Origin of the sequence: Ruminiclostridium sufflavum DSM 19573 (assembly GCF_003208175.1) — a bacterium.
In the GTDB taxonomy this organism is placed as follows: Bacteria; Bacillota; Clostridia; order Acetivibrionales; family DSM-1351; genus Ruminiclostridium; species Ruminiclostridium sufflavum.
This window is the reverse complement of sequence record NZ_QKMR01000010.1, coordinates 81,929-105,635: the sequence shown is the minus strand read 5'-3', so window position 1 is coordinate 105,635 and position 23,707 is coordinate 81,929. Positions and strand designations below refer to the sequence as shown.

Here is a 23,707-nt window from a genome sequence, read left to right as displayed (position 1 = left end):
AATTTTATATGGGAAAGCTATGAAATTTTTGTTAAAATATTATATGTGTAAGTGTATTTGATGTAACTGGGCATGTTTCAATAAAGGCAGAATATATCTCATAAAACTTTAATATATCAGATATAATAAATTAACAAGGAAGCATGCTGTGTACTGATATTTTCTGATTAAAGGCATAATTTACTTAAAAAATGATTTCAGCCTATTTATCAGGGCTTTTATGGGGAGAGAGGATTTATACATGAATATAATTGAAAAACTGAAATATTTATCAGAGACTGTTGCTGTTGCCGGATTTGAAAAGGATGCTGCCGAAAAAGTGGCAGATTTGTTCAAGGGCTATTCAGCCCATGTAGAGGTTGACAGGTTTTTTAATGTCAGATGTCTGAAAAAAGGCACTGATGAGAAGGCAAAAAAGCTTATGATAACAGCGCATCTTGATGAAATAGGCTTTTTAGTAAGGTCAATTGATGATAAGGGCTTTATTGGAATTGTGAACGTAGGCGGGATAGACAGCAAAATTTTATTGGCACAGGAGGTTGTAATTCACGGTAAACAGAATATAACAGGCATAATAGGTGCTACTCCGCCGCATCTTTTGAAAGCCGAGGATGCCGGTAAGGCTCTTAAAATCAGTGATTTATATGTAGACACAGGATACGGCGGGGAAGAGCTGAAAAAGCTCGTTTCTGTGGGAGATACCGTTTCGTTTAAATCAAAGGTTTCCGTTATGAATGATTCAAAAGCAAGCGGAAAAGCATTTGACAACAGGGCCAGTGTTGTGTGCCTGCTGGAGATTCTGGAGATTTTAAAGGATTTTAATCATGAAAATGATATTATATTTGTGGCTTCAACCCAGGAGGAAACCTCTATGGTTGGTGTGAAAACCGCTTCATATGCGCTTTTGCCTGATGCGGCTATTGTTATAGACACCTGTCATGGTGATATCCCTGATTTGTCAAAGGACTGTTCTTCAACACCGGGCAAGGGGCCGGAGATTTCAATAGGTCCAAATTTGCATCCTGGAATGGTCAATAAAATGTTTGAATTAGGCAAGGAATATTCTATTCCTTGCCAGAAAATGGTTGAGGCAGGAGATACAGGAACAGAGGCATGGGCCACGCAGGTCAGCAGAACCGGTATTCCGACGGCTTTGCTTTCTGTTCCTGTCAGATATATGCACACTGCGGTTGAGACAGTAAGCATCGAGGATATAAAATATACCGCAAGGCTTGCGGCAGAGTTTGCAAAGATAAGCAGCATACAGTTGGAGAAACTGGCTTGAAGGCTGGAAAAGGCACAAGCATAGTGCATTTTCAGCTGCAAAAACCGCAAGTGGTTTTTGACGTGTGTGTAGGTATATATTAAAAATTGATGTGTGCCTCTGTAAAGCAGAGGTTCTCCACAGAAGGCTTTACTAAATTTTTATGCCGTAACTTGGTATGGGAGGTCAATATGCTTATAAAAGAGCTGACAGATTTAAACGGTGTTTCAGGAAATGAAAAAGAAGTGAGAGATTTTATCCTTAATAAAATAAATAATTTGTGTGACTCAATAAAGGTTGATTCCATCGGAAATATTATCGCATATAAAAGCGGTAAAAGCAGTAAGCAGGAAAAGCTGAAGGTTATGCTTTCGGCACATATGGACGAGGTGGGGTTTATTGTATCCGGTCATACGGAAAAGGGCTTTGTCAAGTTTAAGGCGGTGGGAGGAATAGACGACAGAATACTCCCGGGGAAAAGGGTAGCTGCGGGAAAAAAGAGGCTGGCCGGTGTAATAGGTTCAAAGCCTATTCATCAGCAGGATAAGGATGAAAGAAATAAAATTACAAAGATAAAAAATTTATACATTGATATAGGTGCCGATTCAAAGGAGGAAGCGGAAAAGCTGGCTCCTCTCGGAGAATTCATATCCTTTGACAGTGAATTTACAGAGCTGGGAAGGGACTGTATAAAAGCAAAGGCACTTGATGACAGAGTTGGGTGTGCGGTACTGATTGAAGTTTTAAAGCACAGCTTTGATTTTGACATGTATGTATGCTTTACCGTACAGGAGGAGGTAGGACTAAGAGGTGCTCAGGTTGCAGCCTACAGGGTTATGCCTGATGTGGCATTAGTTCTGGAGGGAACAACCTGTGCCGATGTTCCGGAGGTTGAGCCTTATGAATGCTCAACAATATTGGGAAACGGTGCCGCGCTTACAATAGTGGACAGAACCTGCTATTGTGATAAAGAAATGGTAAGCTTTTTAAGCGGGGTTGCGAAAAAAAACAACATCAGATTTCAATACAAGCAAACCACCACAGGGGGAAATGATGCGGGGCAGATACAGAGAACCGGCACAGGGGTTAAGACGGCGTCGATATCCGTACCTTGCAGATATATTCATTCACCGGTTTCTGTTATGAGCAGAAGTGATTTTGAAAGTGTTGAAAGGCTTACCCTTGCAGCATTAAACGAAATGAACAGGGATAGGGAGTTTCTGAAAAATCTGACTAAAGTCAATTAACTTCAGGAGGCTTCAGCCTCAAACCCAAATTATCAATCGATGAAATCGGTTTTTTAGCCGATAGTAATTGACTTTTGATGCGGTTTAGCTCAGATTTATAATATTATAATAAAAATTTATAATTTTGGAGGATGCCATGCAGGATATATTGAGAAAGGTTACTCAAGCTTTTGGAGTATCCGGAAATGAGGAAGAAATAAGGAAGGTCATAACTTCTGAAATCGAAAAATATGTTGATGAAATAAAGATTGATGCTATGGGAAACCTGATTGCCGTAAAAAAGGGCAAAAGCAGTGCAAAATCCGGAGGAGCTTTTCCCGGCAGAAAAATCATGCTGGCTGCACATATGGATGAGATAGGTGTCATAGCTACCTTTATTGATGAAAAAGGCTTCATCCGGTTTTCGAATTTAGGCGGTGTGTCAGCTTTTAATTCATTGGCTCAAAGGGTCAGGTTCAAAAACGGTACAATAGGCTGCATAAATGCTGAAGAACAGCTGGAGGATTATAAAAATCTTAAGCTGGAAAAAATGTATATAGATATAGGCTGCAAAAGCAGAGAAGAAGCGGAGAAGCTGGTAAGAATCGGTGATGCGGCCAATTTTACAGGAGATTTTTATGTTAATGGGGATCGTATGATTTCAAAGGCGATGGATGACAGAAGCGGATGTGCTGTATTGATTGAAGTGATTAAGGCACAGCCTAAAACAGATAATGAGGTTTATTATGTTTTTACGACACAGGAGGAGGTAGGACTGAGAGGAGCGAAAACCGCAGCATTCGGTATAATGCCGGATTGTGCCATTGCTGTTGATGTTACATTTTCAGGGGATACACCTCAGTGCAGAAGCAGAGAGGTGAAGCTTGGCGCAGGGCCTGCGATTAAAGTAAAGGACAGCGCTTATATCGCTCATCCGCAGATACGCAGAGAGCTTGAGGAACTGGCAGGCAGCAATAATATTCCGTATACGCTGGAATTGCTGGACAGAGGAGGAAGCGATCCGGGGGCAATTCAGGCAGCAGGTGCTGGAGTGCCATGCGGTGGAGTTTCGATACCTTGCAGATATACCCATTCCCCTGCAGAAATGGTCAGCATGGAAGATTTAAAAAACTGTGTAAAGCTGGTCGAATTATTTATAAAGAAGTGAATATTAGTACTTAAATATATAATCAAGAAGGATTTTGTTATTGAGATGCAGAATTAAATCCGTATAAAACGGATGAAAATATTTGTCTATTAAATATTATATTATTTAAAATTTTTGAATCGAGGTGCTGTTATGAATATTACTTTTCTAGGAGCAGCGGAAACGGTAACAGGTTCATGCTATTTGGTTGAAACGAGGGAAACAAAGTTTCTGGTTGATTGCGGAATGTTTCAGGGCAGTAAAAACGAAGCAATTTTAAATGCCGAGCCCTTCTCCTTTAATCCCGGTGACTTGGATTTTATGCTTTTGTCTCATGCGCATATAGATCACAGCGGCAGAATTCCAAAGCTTTATATGGATGGCTTCAAGGGTGATATTTATGCTACAAAAGCAACTGTACAGCTTTGCGGAATAATGCTGCCTGACAGCGGGCATATTCAAGAGACAGAAAACGAGTGGACAAACAGAAAAAGGCAAAGGGCCGGAAAGTCAGCTGTTAAACCGATTTATACTGTAAAAGAAGCTACGGACTGTCTGAGGCTCTTCAAAAGCGTGAAGTATGATGAAGTCACTAAAGTAAGCGAAGATGTTAAGGTGAGGTTTAACGATGCAGGGCACATTCTGGGATCTTCCATAATAGAAATATGGGTCAATGAAAGCGGAAAGGATACAAAAATAGTATTCAGCGGCGATTTGGGAAACAAGGATATGCCGATTTTAAAGGATCCCTCTTTAATAAGTGATGCCGATTATCTGGTTGTTGAATCAACATATGGCGACAGGCTGCATTCCCATAAGCAGGGCGCTGAAAGAATAGAAAAATTTATAAACATAATTACAGAGACTGTTGCAATGGGAGGCAATGTTGTTATTCCTTCCTTTGCTGTCGGCAGAACTCAGGAAATCATATATGAATTAAACAAGTATATGGATGTTTTCAGTGATAAGGTCAATAAAATATTGGATTTACCGGTTTTTGTAGATAGTCCTCTGGCAACATCCGCGACACAAATATTCAGAGAAAATCTGGACTGCTTTGATGAGGAAGCGAAGGCATACATAGCTAACGGAGACAATCCTCTGGATTTTCCGACACTTCAGTTTACCAAATCTCCGGAAGAATCAAGAAAGCTGAATGAAAGGAAGGACAGTATTATAATAATTTCTGCCAGCGGAATGTGTGATGCGGGCAGAATTAAGCATCACCTCAAGCACAATCTCTGGAGAAAGGATTCTACCGTCCTGTTTGTGGGGTATCAGGCAGAAGGCAGTCTGGGAAGAAGAATTATTGACGGAGCTCCAAAGGTAAAGATATTTGGGGAGGAAATATCTGTTAATGCCAGAATTGAAGTGATAGACGGATTTTCAGGACATGCTGATAAGGAAGGCCTGCTATCGTGGATAGGAAGCTTCAACCGCAAGCCTAAAAAAGTATTTATTGTTCACGGTGAAAAGGAAACAATGCCTGTATTTGCGGAGACAATTACCGGGGAATTTGGAATTCAATGTATTATTCCGGCCAGAGGTGACAGCTTTGTTGTAAGTACCGACAAAGTATACGAAAATGTTCCGAGCGCCGAGCTGCAGCATAAGTTCAAGAGGCTTACCGTTGTTAATATGCTTGAGAATTTGAAAGAAGAGTTCAATGAGTTGGCACAAATTCTTAAAACTGACTTAAAGCAAGAAAAATCGGATGTTGAAATTGATGAGGTTGCGGCAAAATTAAAGCTGATAGAAAAGGCATTTCTTGAGGCACTAAAATAAACAAGATTTTTATTTTTTGCAGGAGCACTGCATGTTTTTTATCAAAAAGTTAAAAAAGTCAATCACTATTGCCTGAAAAAACTATATTCTATCTGGGTTAAGAATTTCAGGCGAAAATACACAAAAAGCAATGGGATTTACCATTGCTTTTTGTGTATTTTTTAGCCATAAAACATAGGAAATACAAGGAATTGAGGAATATTGAACAGATGAAAGGAAAACTCACCTTTTCTATTGAATATGAATATAATTAATATCAGAAACTGCTTTTTTGTGTTTTTTGAATGTTTTAAATAATTGACAAATAGTTGATTTATATGTATAACAATTAAGGGGATTAGAGAAGAACATTGTAAGTATTTAACTTTTGGTATATATTTTGATTGATGCATTAATGGAGGACGTAAAATATTATGAAAATATACAGGTTAAAGAGAAAAGCTTCTTTTTCTTTAATTGCGCTAATGATATGTTGTATAATGCTTTATATTGCAAACAGTATTTTTAATATAACCGGGTTTATTGATGAAAAAGCAGAATCGATAAAAGAAAAAGAAATGAAGTACATGTTCGGGGAGATTGGCACCTTGAGCGATGATTACTCTTATGAGAATACCGCGGGTTATTCTGTTAATAATATAGTATACCAGCAGGATGCTGTTAAGGTATCTGAAGAAAGCACCTCCTCAGACGGTGAAAAAGACAGAAAAGATTACTTGCTGCTGGAAAACAAGAAAAAAGACATACCTGTATCAATAAATGATTATATTGAAGAATGCAGGAAATATCAAAGCATATCAGACGAATTAAAAAATCAGGTTCAAGCGGATTCATACAGAAATAAAAAATTTGGAATTTATTATATTTTTAATTATGAGTATACAATGGACGCTCTGAAAGAGCTGGATACGGTAATAGAAAAAACGGCAAAAGCTCAGAAAATGCCAAAGGCATTAGTTACATCAGTATTATTTAGAGAAATGATGTTTCTGGGGCAGGAGGATCTTCTTGACGGTATTAATTTTATAGGCGGTAAGTCTATGGGCCTTTGCCAGATAGGCATTGAAAATGTCCGGTTTAATGAAAATACCGTTCATGGAAAGGCTTCAATAATTGCCGGTAAGACCGATGATGAAATAAGGAAAATGCTTCAGAACCCCAACCAGGCTGTGTATTTTTGCGCGGTTCAGCTGAGGGCAAGGGCTATAACCCTGACAGGAAATAAAGACATTGATTTGAGCAAGCTGGACGAAAAACAGCTACATAAAATATTAGAAGAGTATAACCAATCAAATATTGCTAAAACAATAGGTCCCGTTAAAACAAAGGAAAAGTATGCCGAGGAGACATATAAGTATTATCAGATTATTTCCAGATTATATGAATGCAAAGCCGGAAGATAGATTTCAATATTAATGTCAAAATAAAGTGTAATTATTAAATTACACTTTATTTTTATAATAATTTGTATTAAAATAGTGTCTGAAGCAAAGTTAATTACAAGAAGACAGTAATTGACTTTTTGTAAAACGGTGTGAAATTTTATTTACGGAGGACGGTTAAAATGGTAGGTCAGTTATTATTGACATTGTTACCTATAGCGGTAATAGTATGTATGCTTGTAATTTTTAAAAAGTCGGCGGATGTCAGCGGTATCGTTGGCTGGCTTTGTGTTTCGGCAGTTGCTGTTCTTTTTTTCAGAACCTCCCTTGAAGTAGTTCTTAAATCTACGGCATCGGGAATTCTCAGATCCTTTCCAGTTTCATTGATTGTTCTGACTTCCTTGTTTATGATGGCATATATGGAAAAAACAGGGGCGTTGAAGAGAATTATCATACTGATAAAGACAATTTCAAGTGATAATAAGGCTGTTCAGATAATGATGATAAATATCGGATTCGGAACCCTGATGGTATCCGTGGGAGCAACACCTGTTTCCCTGCTGCCGCCAATTCTTTTGGCTATGGGATATTCGACAACTGTTGCAATAGGCTTGCCTGCCATAGGATATGATTCGCTTTGCACATATTCATTACTGGGTGCTCCGCTGGTTGCCTTTCTGGATTTCGCAAACAGATTTTTAGGCCCCGGCAAGGAAATAACCCCTTCACAGGCGGGCAGTGTTTTTTACTATTTCCTGCCGCTGGTATCAACCTTGATTGGTTTCTGCATGTTATATATTGTGGGCAAATGGAAGGGAATAAAAGAGGGCTTCCTGCCATGTATAGTGACAGGCGGTACTATTGCCGTTGTTGCATATTTTACAAATAAGGTTGACAATTTAGTAACCCTGACAGGTGTGCTTTGCGGTATTGCTGTAATACTGGTTATGGCTCTTTACCTGAAATTGACGGGTAAAAAGCTGTTTGACAGGAGCAAGCTGACAGAAGAGGAAAAGGCATATGAGAAGCAGTATCCTCTTTGGAAGGCTTTGAGCCCGTGGATTATCTTGGTGGGACTTATTCTGGCGCTGAATCTTCCAAGGTCCGTATATGATTTTCTGTATAATCTGAAGCTGCCCATAAGCGGTATTGCTGTAGACGGAAAGCCTATTGCAACGAGAGCCTTGTGGAATGCTTATACATGGATTGCAGTAGCAGTCTTTTTGTCAATGCTTGTTATGAAGCCAAAGCTTTCAGAAGTAAAGGCTTCTGTAAAGGTATGGTGGAAAAGAGCTCCAAGACCTGTTTTCTCTGCCGCGATTTTCTTTGCAATAGGGGAAATAATGAACTATTCCGGCTGGAGTATTGAGTCAATGAAATATGAGACAAGCAGTATGATAAGAGTATTGGCGGATGTTTCTGCTAACGCGTTTGACAATGCTTATGGATTTATTACAGGCTTTATAGGGATGTTCGGAGGATTTATTTCCGGCAGTGAAGCTTCTACTATTGCAATGTTTGCCAACTATACAATGGAGACAGCGACTAAATTAAATCTGGGAACAAACGGGTTAATAATAGTTACGGCGGCTTTGGCTTTCGGCGGCGGTCTGGCAAGTGTCATATCTCCGGCAAAGCTTCAGAATGCGGCAGCCTCGATTGACAAGCTGGGTGAAGAAAACAAGGTAATTAAGATGGCCTTTGTATTTGCCCTGATACTGATAATAATAACTTCATTGTATGCATTAATGCTATTAAAGATAGGTATAAGCATATAAAGCTTATGTATTGAAAATAAATTCGGGATTTTTAGCTTATATTGGGAAGATTATATTGTGGCACAGGCTGTATGACCTGTGTCATTTTATTTGCTTCCTTTTTTCCGGCCCGCGATAATTTTTAATTCTTTCAGGTATAGTCTTACAGGCTGCTAGCATTTTACCTGTAATTAGTATTATAATAGTATTATTACAAATAAAAGCAGGTAAGGAGAAAAAAGCTATGAATAAAATAGGTTTTATAGGAACCGGTGCAATGGGCTCGGCGATGATAAAAGGAATAATAAAAGCTGAAATTGTTACACCTTCAGATATTTTTGTATACGATGTGGATAAGCAAAAGTTGAATCTTCTTTGCAGGGAAACAGGCATAAATGCGGCAGCCGATTCAATTGAAGTGGTAAAAGCATGTGATTATACAGTTTTGGCTGTTAAGCCCAATATAGTTAAAAAGGTATTATCAGAGATAAAGGATGTCTTTTCATATGACAAGGTTTTTATAAGCATTGCCGCCGGTATTCCGTTGAAAACATATAAGGGTATACTGGGTGAAAGCAGAAAGGTTATAAGGGCATTGCCGAATACTCCGGCTATTATCGGTGAAGGAATGACACTTATAAGCTTTGACGGATGTGTTAAGGATGATGATATAAATAATGCTGTAAGTATTCTAGGAGCATTGGGCAAGGTTGAATGTATGGAGGAGAGGCTTATGAGCGAGGTGGTTGCATTGACTTCAAGCAGTCCTGCTTATATTTTTATGTTGATTGAAGCAATGGCAGATGCGGCAGTACTTTCGGGTATTCCAAGGCAAACGGCTTACAGGCTGGCATCGCAGGCAGTTGCAGGCAGCGCAAAAATGGTGGCTGAGACAGGAAAGCATCCCGGTGAACTAAAAGACCAGGTATGCTCTCCTGCGGGAACTACTATTGAGGCTGTTGCTGCTTTAGAGATGAACGGATTCAGAAATTCTGTGATACAAGCTATGAACGAGTGTACAAAAAGGGCTCGGGAGCTTGGCAATATTTACGGTTGAAAAATAGTATTGTTTTTTGAATGGGGAGGCATATGAAACAGATAGAAATATATACGGACGGAGCTTGCTCGGGAAACCCGGGACCGGGCGGATGGGGGGCAATACTCATTTATGGTGAGCATAAAATTGAACTGTCCGGTTCTGAAAAAGAAACTACAAATAACAAAATGGAACTGACAGCCGCACTTGAAGCCTTAAAAAGGCTTAAAGAGCCATGCTGTGTGAACTTATACAGCGACAGTGCATATCTGGTAAATGCATTTCGACAGGGCTGGCTTGATAAGTGGATTAAGAACGGATGGAAAAGAAATAAAAACGAAGAGGTGAAGAATACCGAGCTCTGGAGGGAGCTGGTGAGACTGTCCGAATATCACAGGATTACATGGATAAAGGTAAAAGGACATGCCGACAATGAGTATAACAACTTGTGTGACAAGCTTGCAACCGGAGAAATAAAGAAGCTTTAGCTGTTGTAAATAACTTGATTTGTGAGAATTGACGGAGGAGAGTCATAATGGACTATACTGAGAAAACACTTAAAACTGAAGATATATATACCGGCAACATAATAAAAGTACAAAACCTGACTGTCAGCCTTCCCAACGGGAAGGAAGCAACCAGGGATATTGTCTTGCATCCGGGGGCTTCTGTCGTTATTCCTATCAGTAAAAAGGGTGAGCTGTACATGGTGAGGCAATTCAGAAAGCCGCTTGATGCTGCCACTCTTGAGCTGCCTGCCGGAAAGCTGGATTCTCCTGATGAGGATCCAAGGGTTTGTGCTGAAAGAGAGCTGATGGAAGAGACAGGCCTCAGAGCCGGAAAAATCGAGCATTTGATCAGCATTCACACAACTCCCGGCTTTTGCAATGAAGTTATCCATATGTATACGGCAACTGATTTGACTCAGGGAGAGTCCTGCGCTGATGAGGATGAATTTCTGAATGTTGAAAGGATTCCTGTCGGTGAGCTGGTGGATATGATATTGAGCCATAAAATTACTGATGCGAAAACAATAATAGGTGTTTTAATGGCTGAAAGAAGCCTGAGAAATAATAATGGATAAGCATTCGGCAGAATGAAAATAAATTATGTATTATGTAATGTAATATAGAGTATGTAATCCGCATATATTTTATTAAAGCATAAAGATACTTTAGTAAGATATATGCCGGAGGATTACATGGCTGATAAAAATTTTGGATATATTATAAAAAACCACCTAAAAAGCAATAAGCATACTTATATAGGATTGTTCCTGTTTTACATAATAGGTGTTATACTGGGTGCCTTTGCCGTTAATGATTTGGATTTTCAGCAGAAGGATGATATGACAAAATATCTGAATGGCTTTTTGAAGATTCTTAACAGCGATGAAATTAACAGGATATCACTGTTCAAGATATCGTTATCGGATAATTTTAAACTACTGGTGTTGTTCTGGGGACTTGGGTTTACTGTAATTGGTATTCCGGTATACTATTTGATTATAGGCATGAGGGGCTTTACAACCGGGTTCAGTTCGGGAGTCATTATGGGAGTGTTAGGGACAAAGGGAATATTTATCTCGGCTTTTTGCTTTCTTCCAAAAGAAATTATTGTTATTCCTTGCTTAATTGCACTTGGGGTTAACGGGATAAAATTATCACGGGGTATCCTTAAAAGCTGGCTGAAAAAGTCAATTAAGGATGAAAACGGAGTTATGCAAAAAATAGGGCCTTATAGCTTTGTAACAGTGTTTTTTTCTATATTTCTGTTTCTTGCAACAATATTTGAAACCTATATTTCTTCAGGAACATTATTTTTTCTTAATTCATAAAGTCAATTACTATCGGCTGAAAACCGATTTCATCGGTCGATAGTTTGGGTTTGAGGCTGAAGCCCCCTAAAGTCAAAACAAATTCAAACCCAAACTGTGTTTAAAATTAGCTTGAAAGCTTAATTCGCCTAAAAAGACGATATATTGTCGCGAAGGCTTGAACTGTAATTGACTTTAATCAATTACAGCTGAAAGAGGTTTTCCGCTGACGGATTCCTTGAATTTTATTCCTGAAATGGGTGTAAAGGTTTGTTAATTTAGTCCTTTTGATATATTTAGATATAAATACAAAATAATCCTTTAAAAATAGAAATATTTGTATTAGAATATAAAGTGAAAAGCAACTAGACATTATGAAAACCAATGGATTTGAAATATTGGAGTTAGTGCTTAAATAGATAATAAAAGGAGTCGTTGTTAATGGAAGGCCACATAGAACCATTTATTAGTTTCCTTGAGAGTGATAAAAGACTGTCCCTCAATACGCTTCAATCATATAAGAGGGATATAGAACAGTATATTTCATATCTCCATGATATTTATGTCACAAACATTGCCATGACGAATAAAACCACTGTGATTGCTTATCTTCTGCATCTGCAGAAGAAAGGGAGAGCAACCTCGACAATTTCAAGGAATTTAGCTTCTATTCGATCTTTCTATCAGTATTTATATAAAAACAAGGTTATTGACACTGATCCCACAAATGAGCTTGAATCACCCAAGGTTGAAAAAAAGCTTCCGCAGATACTGTCGACTCAGGAGGTGGAGCTGCTTCTTGAACAGCCTAAGTGTCTTGATTTAAAGGGTATCAGGGACAAAGCCATGCTGGAACTGCTCTACGCCACAGGTATCAGGGTTTCTGAGCTTATTTCGCTGAATATAGATGACATAAATCTGGAGCTTAACTATATTACATGTAATAAAGGCAGCCGTGAGCGTACAATTCCAATTGGAACGATATCTGTAGCCGCAGTACAGGAATATTTGACAAAGTCCAGAAAATTATTGCTGCAGGATGCCAATGACGAAGCCCTGTTTGTGAATATAAACGGTAAAAGGCTTACCAGACAAGGTTTTTGGAAAATTATAAAGCACTATAAAAATCAGGCAAACATAAATAAGGATATTACGCCTCATACTCTAAGACATTCTTTTGCAGCACATTTACTTGAAAACGGCGCAGATTTAAGATCAATACAGGAAATGCTCGGACATTCGGATATATCCTCAACTCAGATATATGCACAGATGGCAAAGAATAAAATTAAAGAGGTTTACAAAAAGACCCATCCGAGAGCTTAGTTTAGCATTATATTGGGGATACTCCTTATGAGTACTCCCTTTTTATTTATACAGAAAAAACCGGCTGTGTTTAAAGGATAAGCAGCTTCATTATGGAGGAAATTAAAATGAGGATGTATGATATTATTGAAAAAAAGAGAGACGGATTTGAACTGGATTCAGAAGAAATCAGATATTTTATTACGGAATACTGCAGCGGTAATATTCCTGATTATCAGGCGGCAGCATTGCTAATGGCAATTTTCCTAAGGGGTATGAATGAGAGAGAAACAGCTGATTTAACTACCATAATGGCTCATTCGGGCGATATGGTTGATTTGTCGGAAATCCCGGGAATAAAAGCGGACAAGCACAGTACGGGAGGTGTGGGAGACAAGACAACTCTTATTCTGGCACCGATAGTTGCTGCATGCGGGATTCCGGTTGCAAAGATGTCCGGAAGGGGCTTGGGACATACCGGAGGGACAATAGATAAGCTGGAAGCCATTCCGGGCTTTAATACGGCAATTTCACGCGAGGTTTTTATTAAAAACGTAAAGGAAACAGGCATTTCAATTGCAGGACAGACAGGTAATCTGGCCCCTGCCGACAAAAAAATTTATGCTCTCAGAGATGTAACTGCCACAGTTAATAACATTTCTCTGATAGCAAGCAGTATAATGAGCAAGAAATTGGCCTCAGGTGCGGACAGAATCGTACTTGATGTTAAAACCGGCAGCGGCGCTTTTATGAAGTCGCTGGAGGATTCTGTAAAGCTGGCGCGGGAAATGGTTAAAATAGGTGAGAACACAGGGAGACGTACGGTTGCAGTGGTAACTGATATGGATATTCCTTTAGGGTATGCTGTTGGTAATTCTCTGGAGATTATTGAGGCTATTGAAGCATTAAAAAATAAAGGACCTCGCGATTTAATGGAGGTGTCCTTTGAATTGGCTGCACGGCTGCTGGAGATTTGTGAGCTTGGCACCCTTGATGAATGTAAGCAAATGGTGAGGGAGGCTGTTGAAAGCGGAAGAGCGATTTTAAAGCTTGAGGAATTAATCGAAAGACAGGGCGGAAATAAAAGAGTTATTAATGATTACAGTCTTTTCCCTCAGGCGGCATATAAATATGATTATATATCCCAATATGACGGATATATAGCATCAATGAAAACAGACACTATAGGAGTGGCTTCTCTTGAGCTTGGAGCAGGAAGAGAAACAAAGGAAAGCAGCATCGACTATGCGGCAGGTATATTGTTCAGAAAAAAAACCGGAGATCATGTGGAAAAGGGGGATATAATAGCCAGCCTATATACAAACAAGCAGGAAAAGATATCCCCGGCGTGTGCTCTATTGGATAAGGCTATTCATTTTTGTGAAAGCAAGCCTGAAATAAAACCTTTGATTTTGGCCTATATCGACAATAAATGATTTGGCAGATACAGGGCTTCAAATGACAATATTCTTTGGTACGGAGACTAAAATAAAATTTATTATAAACAGAATATACCATTATGGTTCTGCATAAAAATTAACTAGGACTAATCTTATGTTATACACTATATAGTTAATATTGGAGGGACCATAGTGAAAAGAAGGTTATTAATAGCATACATCACTATTATGGCTATACTTTTAACGGCAATGCCGGTTAATGTTTTTGCCGATTTTAATGAAGAAGCTGTTGAGGCATCGGCAAAATTTGACGAAGTAGCTGTAAATAAACTCGTTGCCAAAACGAATGTTTTGGATTTAAAGGCAAAATCGGCTGTGCTTATGGATGCAGCTTCAGGAAAGATACTAACTGAAAAAAACAGTCATGAAAAGTTGGCTATTGCAAGTGTAACAAAGGTTATGTCTATGCTTTTGATTATGGAAGCCATTGATTCTGGGAAACTTTCCTTTGACGATAAGGTTACTGTGTCGGAATACGCGGCAGGAATGGGCGGCTCCCAAGCGTATATAGAAGCGGGAGAGGAATTCACTGTTACTGAAATGTTAAAGGCTCTGGCAATACATTCCTCCAATGACGTAACTGTTTCATTGGCGGAAAAGGTCTGCGGCAGCGAGGAGGCCTTTGTTGCCGAAATGAACAGAAGGGCTGAGGAGCTGGGAATGAAGGACTCCCGTTTTTTGGACTGTACAGGATTGGAGGATGACGGCAGCAGCTCTGCAAATGATGTCGCACTTATGTCCAGAGAGCTTATTGTCAAGCACCCTAAGATTCTTGAGTTTACAGGCATACGGCATGATACCTTCAGAAACGGCACCTTTAATCTGGATAATACAAATAAATTAATTAGATTTTATGCCAATACCGATGGGCTTAAAACAGGGTTTACAAGCAAAGCAGGCTTTAATTTAACGGCAACCGCAAAAAGAAATAATTTAAGACTTATTTCAGTAGTTCTGGGAGAACCAGATTCAAATACCAGATTTGCAGAAGCCAGAAAGCTTATGGACTACGGATTTGCTAATTATGAAGTCGTGAGCCTGGATCAGAAGGGAAGTCTGGTTGGCAATATATCTGTTAAAAAGGGTACAAAGCTGATAGTAAGCGCGGCATATGGCAGTGACACAAGTGTATTGGTTGCAAAGGGCGAAAAGGGTAAAATAGAAAAAGAAGTAGTACTCACACCTGAGCTGACTGCACCGGTTGAACTGAATCAAAAGGTTGGAGATATTGTATATAAGATTGACGGTAATGAGGTAGGCAGGTTTGACTTGGTTGCAAATGAGGCCGTAAGCAGAATATCTTTTATGAAGCTGTTCAGCCGTTTGCTTTTAAGATGGTTTAATGTTGGAAGAGCTTGAACCTGAAGCAGGTACGAAGTATTGAACAGTTTTGGACTGTCCGGCATTTCGTACCTGTTACTTCATATTTTCCTGACTTGCCTTTCGCAGTTTTCCCGGCGTTGTACCATACACATCACGGAAGGTCTTGTGAAAATGCCCGTCGCCGCAGTAACCGACGCTCTTGGCAATTTCCAGAACAGGCATATCACTTTCCATTAAAAGCTCAAGCGCCTTTTGCATTCGAACTCGCTTCACATATTCATAAATGGTTATACCGTTGAGCAGCTTAAAACCGGACATCAGCTTCTGTTTATTCAGTCCAGTGATACGTGTCAGCTCCTTGATTTGAGGAGGATTCAGCAAGCACTCCGATAATTGCTTCCGAACATTTTCCAGAGCCTTTCTGTCAAAGGGTGAGAGCCGAACAGAAGGCTCTTTTTTATTGGTACAGATATAATCCAGAGTAATTGCAAAGGCCTCCAGTGCTTTGCCCCGACAAAAATCTTCAGCGCTTCTCCATTCAGTTGGCAGTTTTTGAGCTGATCGCAAAGTTCCTTTATAAAACCTATTTTTTCAAAGTCCAACCAATACTGCTCAACTGTTCGCACCGGCTGTACCTCCTGTTCTTAGCTAAAGTCAATTACGGTTCAAGCCTTCGCGACGATATATTGTCTCTTTAGGTAAATTAAGTAAAAATTAATTATTTACAATATCAATTTGATTAGTAAGTCATAAATATTTTGGGTTATTGGATTTATTATCCTGCCCAATATATTAGTAAAAGCCAAAAGCATAAAGATAAACATGCCGTATTGCTCCAATATGCTGAAAATACGGTATTTCCAAGTGTTAAAAAGGCTTGTAAGCACATGGTATCCGTCCAATGCCGGAATGGGCAGTAAATTTAGTACAAATAAGAGGATATTTATACGTCCGGAGTAAAAAAGCATCCGGGTTATATTAATCTGAAGCTGTTCGTTTGACGAAAAAGCACCTGTAAACATAAATATTTTTAATAATAAAATAAAAACAATGGCAAGTAGAAAGTTTGTCAACGGTCCTGCCAGAGAAACAAGTATACTGTCCCTTCTGAGATTTTTGTAATTGCGAGGATTTGTCATTACAGGCTTTGCCCATCCGAAGCCCACTATAAGTATTAAAATAAAGCCTATTATATCTATATGTGCCCTAGGGTCTAAGGTTATTCTTCCCATGGAGCGCGGAGTGGAATCTCCCAGCCTGTCTGCTGTCAATGCATGTGCGTATTCATGAAGGACAAAGCCCAAAAGGATTCCCGGTAAAATCATTAAATTATATATCATGGCTTCCTGAGTAAACATATTACTAAACATATTAACCTCCCACGCCGGGTTTCCGGCACAAAAATTTGGTGAAGCTTTCTTTGGAAAACCTCTGCTTCGCAGGGTACATATCAATTTTTAATATATATACAGCCGCACATGCCAAAACCCATTTGTGATTTTGCAGCTTGAAAATGAACTATGTTTGTTCAAGCTCATATTTCCGATATCAGGAAATAAATTGTACTTCTGATTGATATTTAATTGTACGTTAAGTTCCTTTAAATGTCTATATAAAAAAATATGATTTCCACAAAAATCCACACTGCTTATAAATATGCAGGAAAATTCACAAACTGCCGGACTTGAATCCTAAACCAGTCAAGGAAGGTGCTTTTAGGCTCATTTTATTGATTTGCCGGAATGGCTTGCATTAGCATGCACAGAATTGATTTACGTGTTATTCCCCTTAATATTATTGTAAACATTGTCCTAATTATGATAAACTAGAGTAGTTCGTTTTATCTAAAAAATTTTTTGGGTGGTAAGGATGGAAAGCTCTCTTACAAATGCATGTAAATTAAAACTTGACAACTTTGAAGGGCCGTTTGATTTATTATTTCATTTATTTGAAAAAAATCAGGTGGATATCTATGATATCCCTATAAATGTTATTACAGATCAATATCTGGACTACCTGTATGATTTGCAGAGTCCTGATTTAGAGATTGCCAGCGAGTTTTTGGTTATGGCTTCTACGCTTTTGCATATTAAGTCAAAAATGCTTCTGCCTGACAAAAAGGAAGAGAAGGAAGAGGAAATTGACCCAAGGGAAGAGCTTGTAAGGCGATTGGTAGAATATAAGCGTTACAAGGAATTTACCGCCGGGCTGAGGGAAATGGAAAAGAAATGGGAGACTGCTGTTTACAGGTTGCCGGAGCCGTTAGAGCTGCCTGTAATAGAAGAGGTACTGGAAATAGATCCTCAGGTTCTCAGAAAACAATATATCTCCTTGCTTGAAAGAAATAGGAAAAAAATGAACGCAGGGGCAAAGAATATAACTAAGCTTATTGAGCACGAAAAGGTTTCTTTGAGAAGTAAAATCAGAGAAGTAGTAAAACAATTAATAAACAAGACCTCTTTTATATTCTCAGAGCTGTTTTCCTTGAAAAGCAGGTCTAAAACAGAGGTGGTTACCGGATTTATGGCAATACTTGAGCTGGCAAAGATGAAAAGGGTAAGGATAGTTCAAAATAAGCAGTTTTCTGAAATACAGGTTATCAGTAATTCCGATGAGGAAATTGATGAATATCAGATATATAATGATATTAAAGAAAATATTAATGAGTTTTAGTTTCCCAGACGGGGTGTGGAGGTAAGAATGGAAATAAGTACTATAGAAAGCATTATTGAGAGCCTGATTTTTTCCTGCGGCGATGCTTTGTCCTTGGATAAGATATGTGAGATACTAGAGCTTGACAGGAAAACGGCTCGAAATCTGATTAAAAATATGATGGATACATATAACAAGTCCGACAGAGGTATTATTATAAGAGAAATAAATGATAAATATCAGATGTGCTCTAAGCCTGATAATTTCGAATATGTATCGAAGCTGTATCAGATACGGCAAAAGCAAGCCTTGTCTCAAGCCGCATATGAGGTTTTATCAATAGTCGCCTATAACCAGCCTCTTACAAAGGCTAAGATTGAACAAATAAGGGGGGTTAATTCTGACAGTGCCGTTACGAGACTGTTAGAAAGAAATCTTATAAAAGAAGCCGGAAAGCTTGATGCACCGGGTAAGCCGAGACTGTATGAAACTACCGATGAGTTTCTTAGATGCTTCGGGTTTAAGTCCATCCGGGATTTACCTATGCTGGATATTCAGGATTTAAGCGAGCTGAATCTTGAGGAGCTTCTTGAAGCAGAGAGTTTAATTGTGAATAAATAATGTTTATTGTATGTATAATGATTTAAATCATTGTAAAGTGTCAAAAATAACCAGGAGGTGATTTCACTCTTGGTTATTTTTTATGTATTTTCAGCTATTGCTTTTACTGTAATTATATTAATAATATGGGGCAGGGTTACTTTGGGTTTTTCATTTATTATGGAAAGCCTTGCTTGTAATGTCTCCGTAACGGTTTACTTTTTTGGCGATAAGTTTAAGAAGGATATTGCGGTTTATCCTGCAAGGAAAAAGGAAAATAAGAAAAAGAAGAAAAGTTACGGTAAGAAAATAGATTTTAAGATATTTAAAAAGAGTTTTCCTGATATATTAAAAGCGTTAAAAATATTGAAAAAGGGAGTTACCATTAAAGAAATAGAGGTTTATCTCAAGGAAGGAACCGGAGATGCTTTTAACACTGCCTTTCTGTATGGATTGCTGTGGAATTTATCGGGATTGCTGGAGACAGCTGTTTGCAGTAATTTTATTGTTAAAAATAAAAAAATTATAATTGAAGCGGATTTCAAGGAAAAAATGTGGAAATTAAATATAGGCTGCATATTTAGAATAAGAATTGTAAACATTATACTTATGTGTAAACAATTATTAATATTTTATCTGAAAAACAGAAAAGGTGGTGATGGTGATGTCAGAGCATCCAATAGAAGGTTTAATGACTACAGCAATGCAAAGTATTAAGGAAATGGTTGATGTAAATACTATCGTAGGAGATGCTGTTCAGGCACCGGATGGGACGGTGATAATTCCCATATCCAAGGTTTGCTTCGGATTTGCTGCCGGAGGCGGTGATTATGGCCAGCAAGCAGGCAGCAGTGAAGAGGGGCCGGGCAAATTGCCCTTTGCCGGAGGCAGCGGCGCAGGAGTTTCAATTAATCCGGTTGCATTTATGGTATGCGGTGAAAATCAGGTAAAGCTGCTGCCTGTGGATATAAATACATCTATAGATAAGGTTTTAGATCTTATACCGGGAGTAGTTGATAAAATCAATGACATCTTATGTTCAAGACATTCCGATAAAAAGGATAACGGCGGCTGCAATAAGAAAAAGAAAAAAGAGGATAAAGAAGACAAGGAAGATGAGGAAGCTTAAAAAGGTGTTTTATTTAAAGGCGGGAACTGAAAGTTCTCGTCTTTTTGCCGGTAATAGCCGGAAGAGTCAATGCGGTTCAAGCCTTCGCACGATAAAATATCGGAAGTCAATTACTATCGGCTGAAAGCCTTCTGAAGTACAAGTTTTCAACCGTAATTGACTTTATGATATGTGTCCTTTTTAAAGCAGTTCGGGTTTTGCTTTCAGACTAATCTAAAACTTTATATTGACTCTGTCATTAACGAATAATAAAATACATTTGATACATATTTAGTCAAGAAGGATATTATATAAATGGAAGATATGAGATTGCAGAAATTTTTAGCACATGCAGGCATTGCTTCAAGAAGAGCAGCCGAAGGCATTATAAGGCAGGGCAGAGTTACCGTGGACGGAAGGACAGTTACAGATATGGGAGTCAGGGTTTCCTCCGGGGACAGGGTTGCCGTAGACGGGAAACCTGTAGTTCTTGAAGAGGAAAAAATATATATAATGCTTCATAAGCCTGCGGGATATGTTTCAAGCGCAAAGGATCAGTTTGGAAGGCTTACGGTATTGGATCTTGTAAGGGATATCAATATACGGCTATATCCGGTAGGCAGGCTTGATTATGATACCTCGGGACTTATACTGCTGACCAATGACGGAGATTTTACATATCAGCTGACACACCCGAAGCACGAGATTAATAAGGTATATGAGGCTGTTATTTCAGGGGCTCCCGGCGAAAAGGAAATAAAAATGTTTGAGGAGGGGCTTAAAATAGAGGATTATACTACTTCTCCTGCAAAGATAGAAATTATAAGCAGCTTAAGGAACAATTCATTAGTTCATATAACAATCCATGAAGGGAAAAACAGACAGGTGAGAAAAATGTGTGAAGCAATAGGTCATAAGGTTTTCTCATTAAAAAGAATATCAATAGGCTCTGTGGCTCTTGGCGAGCTGCCGGAGGGAAAGTGGAGAAGGCTTTCGGAAAAAGAGCTGAAAAGCCTCTGCTGAGGTTTTTTCAGCCCGTATATACCCGCTGATGCTAACCTGTAGTTTTATTACCGGTACTAATAATAGTAGTAATTATTAAATGAAAAATATGCCATAATCATAAAAAATACAGATACTATAATACAGATAATCAAAACAATAACCGCAACGATAGTCAGTATCCCCTGAATTTTAAAGTACTTATTCATGGATATAAAGACTTCGTTGAGCATATAGGAGTTGTTGTACTGTTTGTATGCTTTAAGGCTTTTTGAGCTCTTTTGAAGAGCAATTCCTGCAAAAATTAAGGGTACACCTATAACCGCTGTTATTATGCCTAAGCATGACAGTATTCCGCATATGAACGTGCATATGCCCATAAACCTCATCCATCCTGAAAGACTGTCAATTATGGAATTCATAAAAAAGGCTGTCTGCTGATATCCGTTCATGCTGTAAGGGTCTTGCTGATTGTCCATACCGTAAAAATTGCTTTGTCTGTTCGCTTGCATATCGTGCATGTCTGAATCGTATTCTTTGTTAGGATTTGTTTCGTTTGGATTATCCATTTATTCACACTCCCTGAAGTATCTGTTTAAAATATTACACGTAAATTATAGCATTAGTCAATATGATACAAAAGAATAAAATTTGTTAATTTATAAAATATATTTTATTATAATTATTCAATTCAATACCTTGACACTATATAATGGCATATTATATACTTATTACTAGGTAATAATAACTAATAATAAGTATTGGTCATATATAATTTTCTTAAAGAGGTGATTGGCAAATGTCACAGAGTGAAAAAATCGAGAGCTTGAAAAGCTTGAAAAGTTCCATTGCATTAGGCGGTGGAAAGGATAAGATTGATAAAAGGCATAATGATGGAAAGCTGACTGCCAGAGAAAGAATAGATTTGTTATTTGATGAAAACAGTTTTGTAGAGGTAGATGCTTTTATTGAATCAAGATGCTTTGACTTTGGCATGCAGAAGAAGAAGCTTGCGGGTGACGGTGTTGTCACAGGATACGGTACAGTTGACGGAAGAAAGGTATTTGTTTCCTCGCAGGACTTTACGGTTATAGGCGGTTCACTGGGTGAAATGCATGCCAAAAAGATTACAAAGGTAATGGATATGGCGTTAAAAATGGGAGCACCGTTTATATCAATTAATGATTCGGGCGGAGCAAGAATTGAAGAAGGCTTGGATGCGCTTTCAGGCTATGGGGATATTTTTTACAGGAATACGCTTGCATCGGGTGTTATACCTCAGATTTCAGTAATTATGGGGCCTTGTGCAGGCGGAGCCGTATATTCTCCTGCTATCACAGACTTTATATTTATGGTTGACAAAACCAGCCAGATGTTTATAACAGGACCTCAGGTAATTAAGTCGGTAACAGGTGAGGATGTTTCCGCAGAAGCTCTCGGAGGTGCAGAGGTACACACGGGAGTGAGCGGTGTGGCACACTTCAAGTGTGCAAATGAGCAGGAATGTATTGAGGATATAAAAATACTGCTCGGCTTTATTCCCGACAACAATGTTTCAGATACCGTGTATTATGGCGTAACTGACAGTGCAGACAGGATAGCTGACAGTCTTAATGAAATTATTCCTGAGGAGTCAAATAAGGCATATGATATGTACGAGGTCATCGGGCATATTGTCGATGACGGCAATTTTATGGAAATACAGAGCTATTTTGCACAGAATATTATAATAGGCTTTGGCAGGTTAAACGGAAAATCTGTTGGTATAGTTGCAAACCAGCCAAAGGTAATGGCAGGTTCATTAGACATGAATGCGGCAGATAAGGCTGCTCGCTTTGTACGCTTCTGTGATGCTTTTAATATTCCGCTGTTATCCTTGACGGATGTTCCGGCATTTTTACCGGGTGTGGCACAAGAGCACAACGGTATAATCAGGCATGGCGCAAAGCTGTTGTATGCATTCTCCGAGGCAACGGTTCCAAAGGTAAATGTCATTTTGAGAAAGGCATACGGTGGAGCTTATATCGCAATGAACAGCAAAACAATAGGAGCAGATATGGTGTTTGCATGGCCTTCAGCAGAAATAGCCGTAATGGGGCCTGACGGAGCCGCAAACATAATTTTCAAAAAGGATATTGCTGCTTCTGAAAATCCTGCTGAAACCAGAAAAGAAAAAATAGAAGAATACAGAGATAAATTTTCAAATCCATATGTCGCTGCCGCAAGAGGTTATGTTGACGATGTTATAGAGCCGTCAGAAACAAGATTAAGAATAATCATGGCTCTTGAGCTGCTCAATACAAAGAGAGAGAACAGGTCTGCTAAAAAGCACGGTAATATTCCGCTTTGATATCTGTTAAGATACTGCAAATTAAGTCTCGCACATATTTGTGCCTGATGTATGATAAAAGATGCCGCTGAGGCAAAACGGAGGTAATAGCTTATGAGCAAATATATTATAAAGGTTAATGGAAACCCATATGAGGTAGAGGTTCAGGAAGTTGGCGGAGCGGCCTCAAATGCTGCCGCACCTGCAGCAAGAATGGCGTCGAAATCTGCCGCGCCGCGTGCCGCAAAAACAGCACAGCCGGCTTCAGGCAATACAGGAGAGGTAATTGCTCCTATGCCCGGCACGGTTTTAAAGGTTAAGGCTGCCGCGGGAGATACTGTTAAAAAAGGACAGGTATTGCTGATACTTGAGGCTATGAAAATGGAAAATGAGATAGTTTCACCGATAGACGGAAGGGTTGCCGCATTAAATGTAAGCGCGGGTCAGTCTGTTGTTGCGCGTGAAGTTATGGCTGTTATTGAATAAAAAGGACCAAGCCCGGTTACAGTTTATGC

At 38.9% G+C, this 23,707-nt stretch carries 23 protein-coding genes; 20 read left to right on the top strand and 3 right to left on the bottom strand.

The window, feature by feature from the left end; genetic code table 11:
• Window positions 1-241: 241 nt before the first annotated feature.
• The 13 genes from LY28_RS09805 (at window position 242) to LY28_RS09745 (ending at window position 15,537) form a co-directional block, all read left to right on the top strand.
• The gene (locus tag LY28_RS09805; RefSeq protein ID WP_110462009.1) at window positions 242-1,285 is read left to right on the top strand and encodes a M42 family metallopeptidase; all 1,044 of its coding nucleotides are present in this window, start codon (window positions 242-244) and stop codon (window positions 1,283-1,285) included.
• A gap of 170 nt (window positions 1,286-1,455) precedes the next feature.
• Complete coding sequence (locus LY28_RS09800; protein ID WP_110462008.1) at window positions 1,456-2,511, top strand: M42 family metallopeptidase; 1,056 nt, start codon at window positions 1,456-1,458, stop codon at window positions 2,509-2,511.
• A 136-nt stretch (window positions 2,512-2,647) separates the two neighbouring features.
• Window positions 2,648-3,658: a M42 family metallopeptidase gene (locus tag LY28_RS09795; RefSeq protein ID WP_110462007.1), complete on the top strand. Its 1,011-nt coding sequence runs from the start codon at window positions 2,648-2,650 to the stop codon at window positions 3,656-3,658.
• A gap of 132 nt (window positions 3,659-3,790) precedes the next feature.
• The gene (locus tag LY28_RS09790) at window positions 3,791-5,422 is read left to right on the top strand and encodes an MBL fold metallo-hydrolase RNA specificity domain-containing protein (protein WP_110462006.1); all 1,632 of its coding nucleotides are present in this window, start codon (window positions 3,791-3,793) and stop codon (window positions 5,420-5,422) included.
• A gap of 413 nt (window positions 5,423-5,835) precedes the next feature.
• Window positions 5,836-6,825: a hypothetical protein gene (locus LY28_RS09785; protein WP_110462005.1), complete on the top strand. Its 990-nt coding sequence runs from the start codon at window positions 5,836-5,838 to the stop codon at window positions 6,823-6,825.
• Between the two features lie 161 nt (window positions 6,826-6,986).
• Entirely contained in the window at window positions 6,987-8,582 is a 1,596-nt protein-coding gene (locus LY28_RS09780) for an L-lactate permease (RefSeq protein ID WP_110462004.1), read from the top strand.
• 223 nt (window positions 8,583-8,805) lie between these two features.
• A complete protein-coding gene (gene proC, locus LY28_RS09775) occupies window positions 8,806-9,618 on the top strand; it encodes a pyrroline-5-carboxylate reductase (RefSeq protein WP_110462003.1) in 813 nt (270 codons plus the stop codon).
• A 32-nt stretch (window positions 9,619-9,650) separates the two neighbouring features.
• Complete coding sequence (rnhA, locus tag LY28_RS09770) at window positions 9,651-10,085, top strand: ribonuclease HI (RefSeq protein ID WP_110462002.1); 435 nt, start codon at window positions 9,651-9,653, stop codon at window positions 10,083-10,085.
• 47 nt (window positions 10,086-10,132) lie between these two features.
• Window positions 10,133-10,681 (top strand): NUDIX domain-containing protein, encoded by a 549-nt coding sequence (locus LY28_RS09765; protein WP_110462001.1) that lies wholly within the window; start codon window positions 10,133-10,135, stop codon window positions 10,679-10,681.
• A 117-nt stretch (window positions 10,682-10,798) separates the two neighbouring features.
• Entirely contained in the window at window positions 10,799-11,434 is a 636-nt protein-coding gene (gene spoIIM, locus LY28_RS09760; RefSeq protein ID WP_242981208.1) for a stage II sporulation protein M, read from the top strand.
• Between the two features lie 420 nt (window positions 11,435-11,854).
• The gene (gene xerD / locus LY28_RS09755; protein WP_110461999.1) at window positions 11,855-12,739 is read left to right on the top strand and encodes a site-specific tyrosine recombinase XerD; all 885 of its coding nucleotides are present in this window, start codon (window positions 11,855-11,857) and stop codon (window positions 12,737-12,739) included.
• Between the two features lie 107 nt (window positions 12,740-12,846).
• Window positions 12,847-14,154 (top strand): pyrimidine-nucleoside phosphorylase, encoded by a 1,308-nt coding sequence (locus LY28_RS09750; protein ID WP_110461998.1) that lies wholly within the window; start codon window positions 12,847-12,849, stop codon window positions 14,152-14,154.
• A gap of 156 nt (window positions 14,155-14,310) precedes the next feature.
• Window positions 14,311-15,537 carry a D-alanyl-D-alanine carboxypeptidase family protein gene (locus tag LY28_RS09745; protein ID WP_110461997.1) on the top strand — a complete coding sequence of 409 codons (1,227 nt, stop codon included), beginning with the start codon at window positions 14,311-14,313 and terminating at the stop codon, window positions 15,535-15,537.
• A 57-nt stretch (window positions 15,538-15,594) separates the two neighbouring features.
• Here the strand turns inward: LY28_RS09745 and LY28_RS09740 are convergent, their stop codons facing one another.
• Together LY28_RS09740 and LY28_RS09735 are read right to left on the bottom strand one after the other, a co-directional pair.
• Window positions 15,595-16,068 carry a helix-turn-helix domain-containing protein gene (locus LY28_RS09740; RefSeq protein ID WP_110461996.1) on the bottom strand — a complete coding sequence of 158 codons (474 nt, stop codon included), beginning with the start codon at window positions 16,066-16,068 and terminating at the stop codon, window positions 15,595-15,597.
• 155 nt (window positions 16,069-16,223) lie between these two features.
• Window positions 16,224-16,871: a site-2 protease family protein gene (locus tag LY28_RS09735; protein WP_242981207.1), complete on the bottom strand. Its 648-nt coding sequence runs from the start codon at window positions 16,869-16,871 to the stop codon at window positions 16,224-16,226.
• Between the two features lie 499 nt (window positions 16,872-17,370).
• Between LY28_RS09735 and LY28_RS09730 the strand changes: the two genes are divergently transcribed.
• From LY28_RS09730 to LY28_RS09710, 5 genes are all read left to right on the top strand, one after another.
• A complete protein-coding gene (locus LY28_RS09730; RefSeq protein WP_110461995.1) occupies window positions 17,371-18,174 on the top strand; it encodes a segregation and condensation protein A in 804 nt (267 codons plus the stop codon).
• Between the two features lie 27 nt (window positions 18,175-18,201).
• Window positions 18,202-18,774: an SMC-Scp complex subunit ScpB gene (gene scpB, locus LY28_RS09725; protein ID WP_110461994.1), complete on the top strand. Its 573-nt coding sequence runs from the start codon at window positions 18,202-18,204 to the stop codon at window positions 18,772-18,774.
• A gap of 69 nt (window positions 18,775-18,843) precedes the next feature.
• A complete protein-coding gene (locus tag LY28_RS09720) occupies window positions 18,844-19,470 on the top strand; it encodes a DUF2953 domain-containing protein (protein ID WP_110461993.1) in 627 nt (208 codons plus the stop codon).
• Window positions 19,418-19,882, top strand: a complete 465-nt coding sequence (ytfJ, locus tag LY28_RS09715; protein WP_110461992.1) for a GerW family sporulation protein — start codon at window positions 19,418-19,420, stop codon at window positions 19,880-19,882. Before LY28_RS09720 ends, ytfJ begins: the two co-directional genes overlap by 53 nt.
• 294 nt (window positions 19,883-20,176) lie before the next feature.
• Entirely contained in the window at window positions 20,177-20,884 is a 708-nt protein-coding gene (locus tag LY28_RS09710) for a pseudouridine synthase (protein WP_110461991.1), read from the top strand.
• Between the two features lie 56 nt (window positions 20,885-20,940).
• Here the strand turns inward: LY28_RS09710 and LY28_RS09705 are convergent, their stop codons facing one another.
• Window positions 20,941-21,432 carry a DUF5362 domain-containing protein gene (locus LY28_RS09705; protein WP_110461990.1) on the bottom strand — a complete coding sequence of 164 codons (492 nt, stop codon included), beginning with the start codon at window positions 21,430-21,432 and terminating at the stop codon, window positions 20,941-20,943.
• Between the two features lie 230 nt (window positions 21,433-21,662).
• Here LY28_RS09705 and LY28_RS09700 point away from each other — a divergent pair, with 230 nt between their 5' ends.
• On the top strand, window positions 21,663-23,213 hold the full coding sequence (locus LY28_RS09700; protein ID WP_110461989.1) for an acyl-CoA carboxylase subunit beta: 1,551 nt from the start codon (window positions 21,663-21,665) through the stop codon (window positions 23,211-23,213).
• 93 nt (window positions 23,214-23,306) lie between these two features.
• Entirely contained in the window at window positions 23,307-23,678 is a 372-nt protein-coding gene (locus LY28_RS09695; protein WP_110461988.1) for a biotin/lipoyl-containing protein, read from the top strand.
• Window positions 23,679-23,707: the final 29 nt, after the last annotated feature.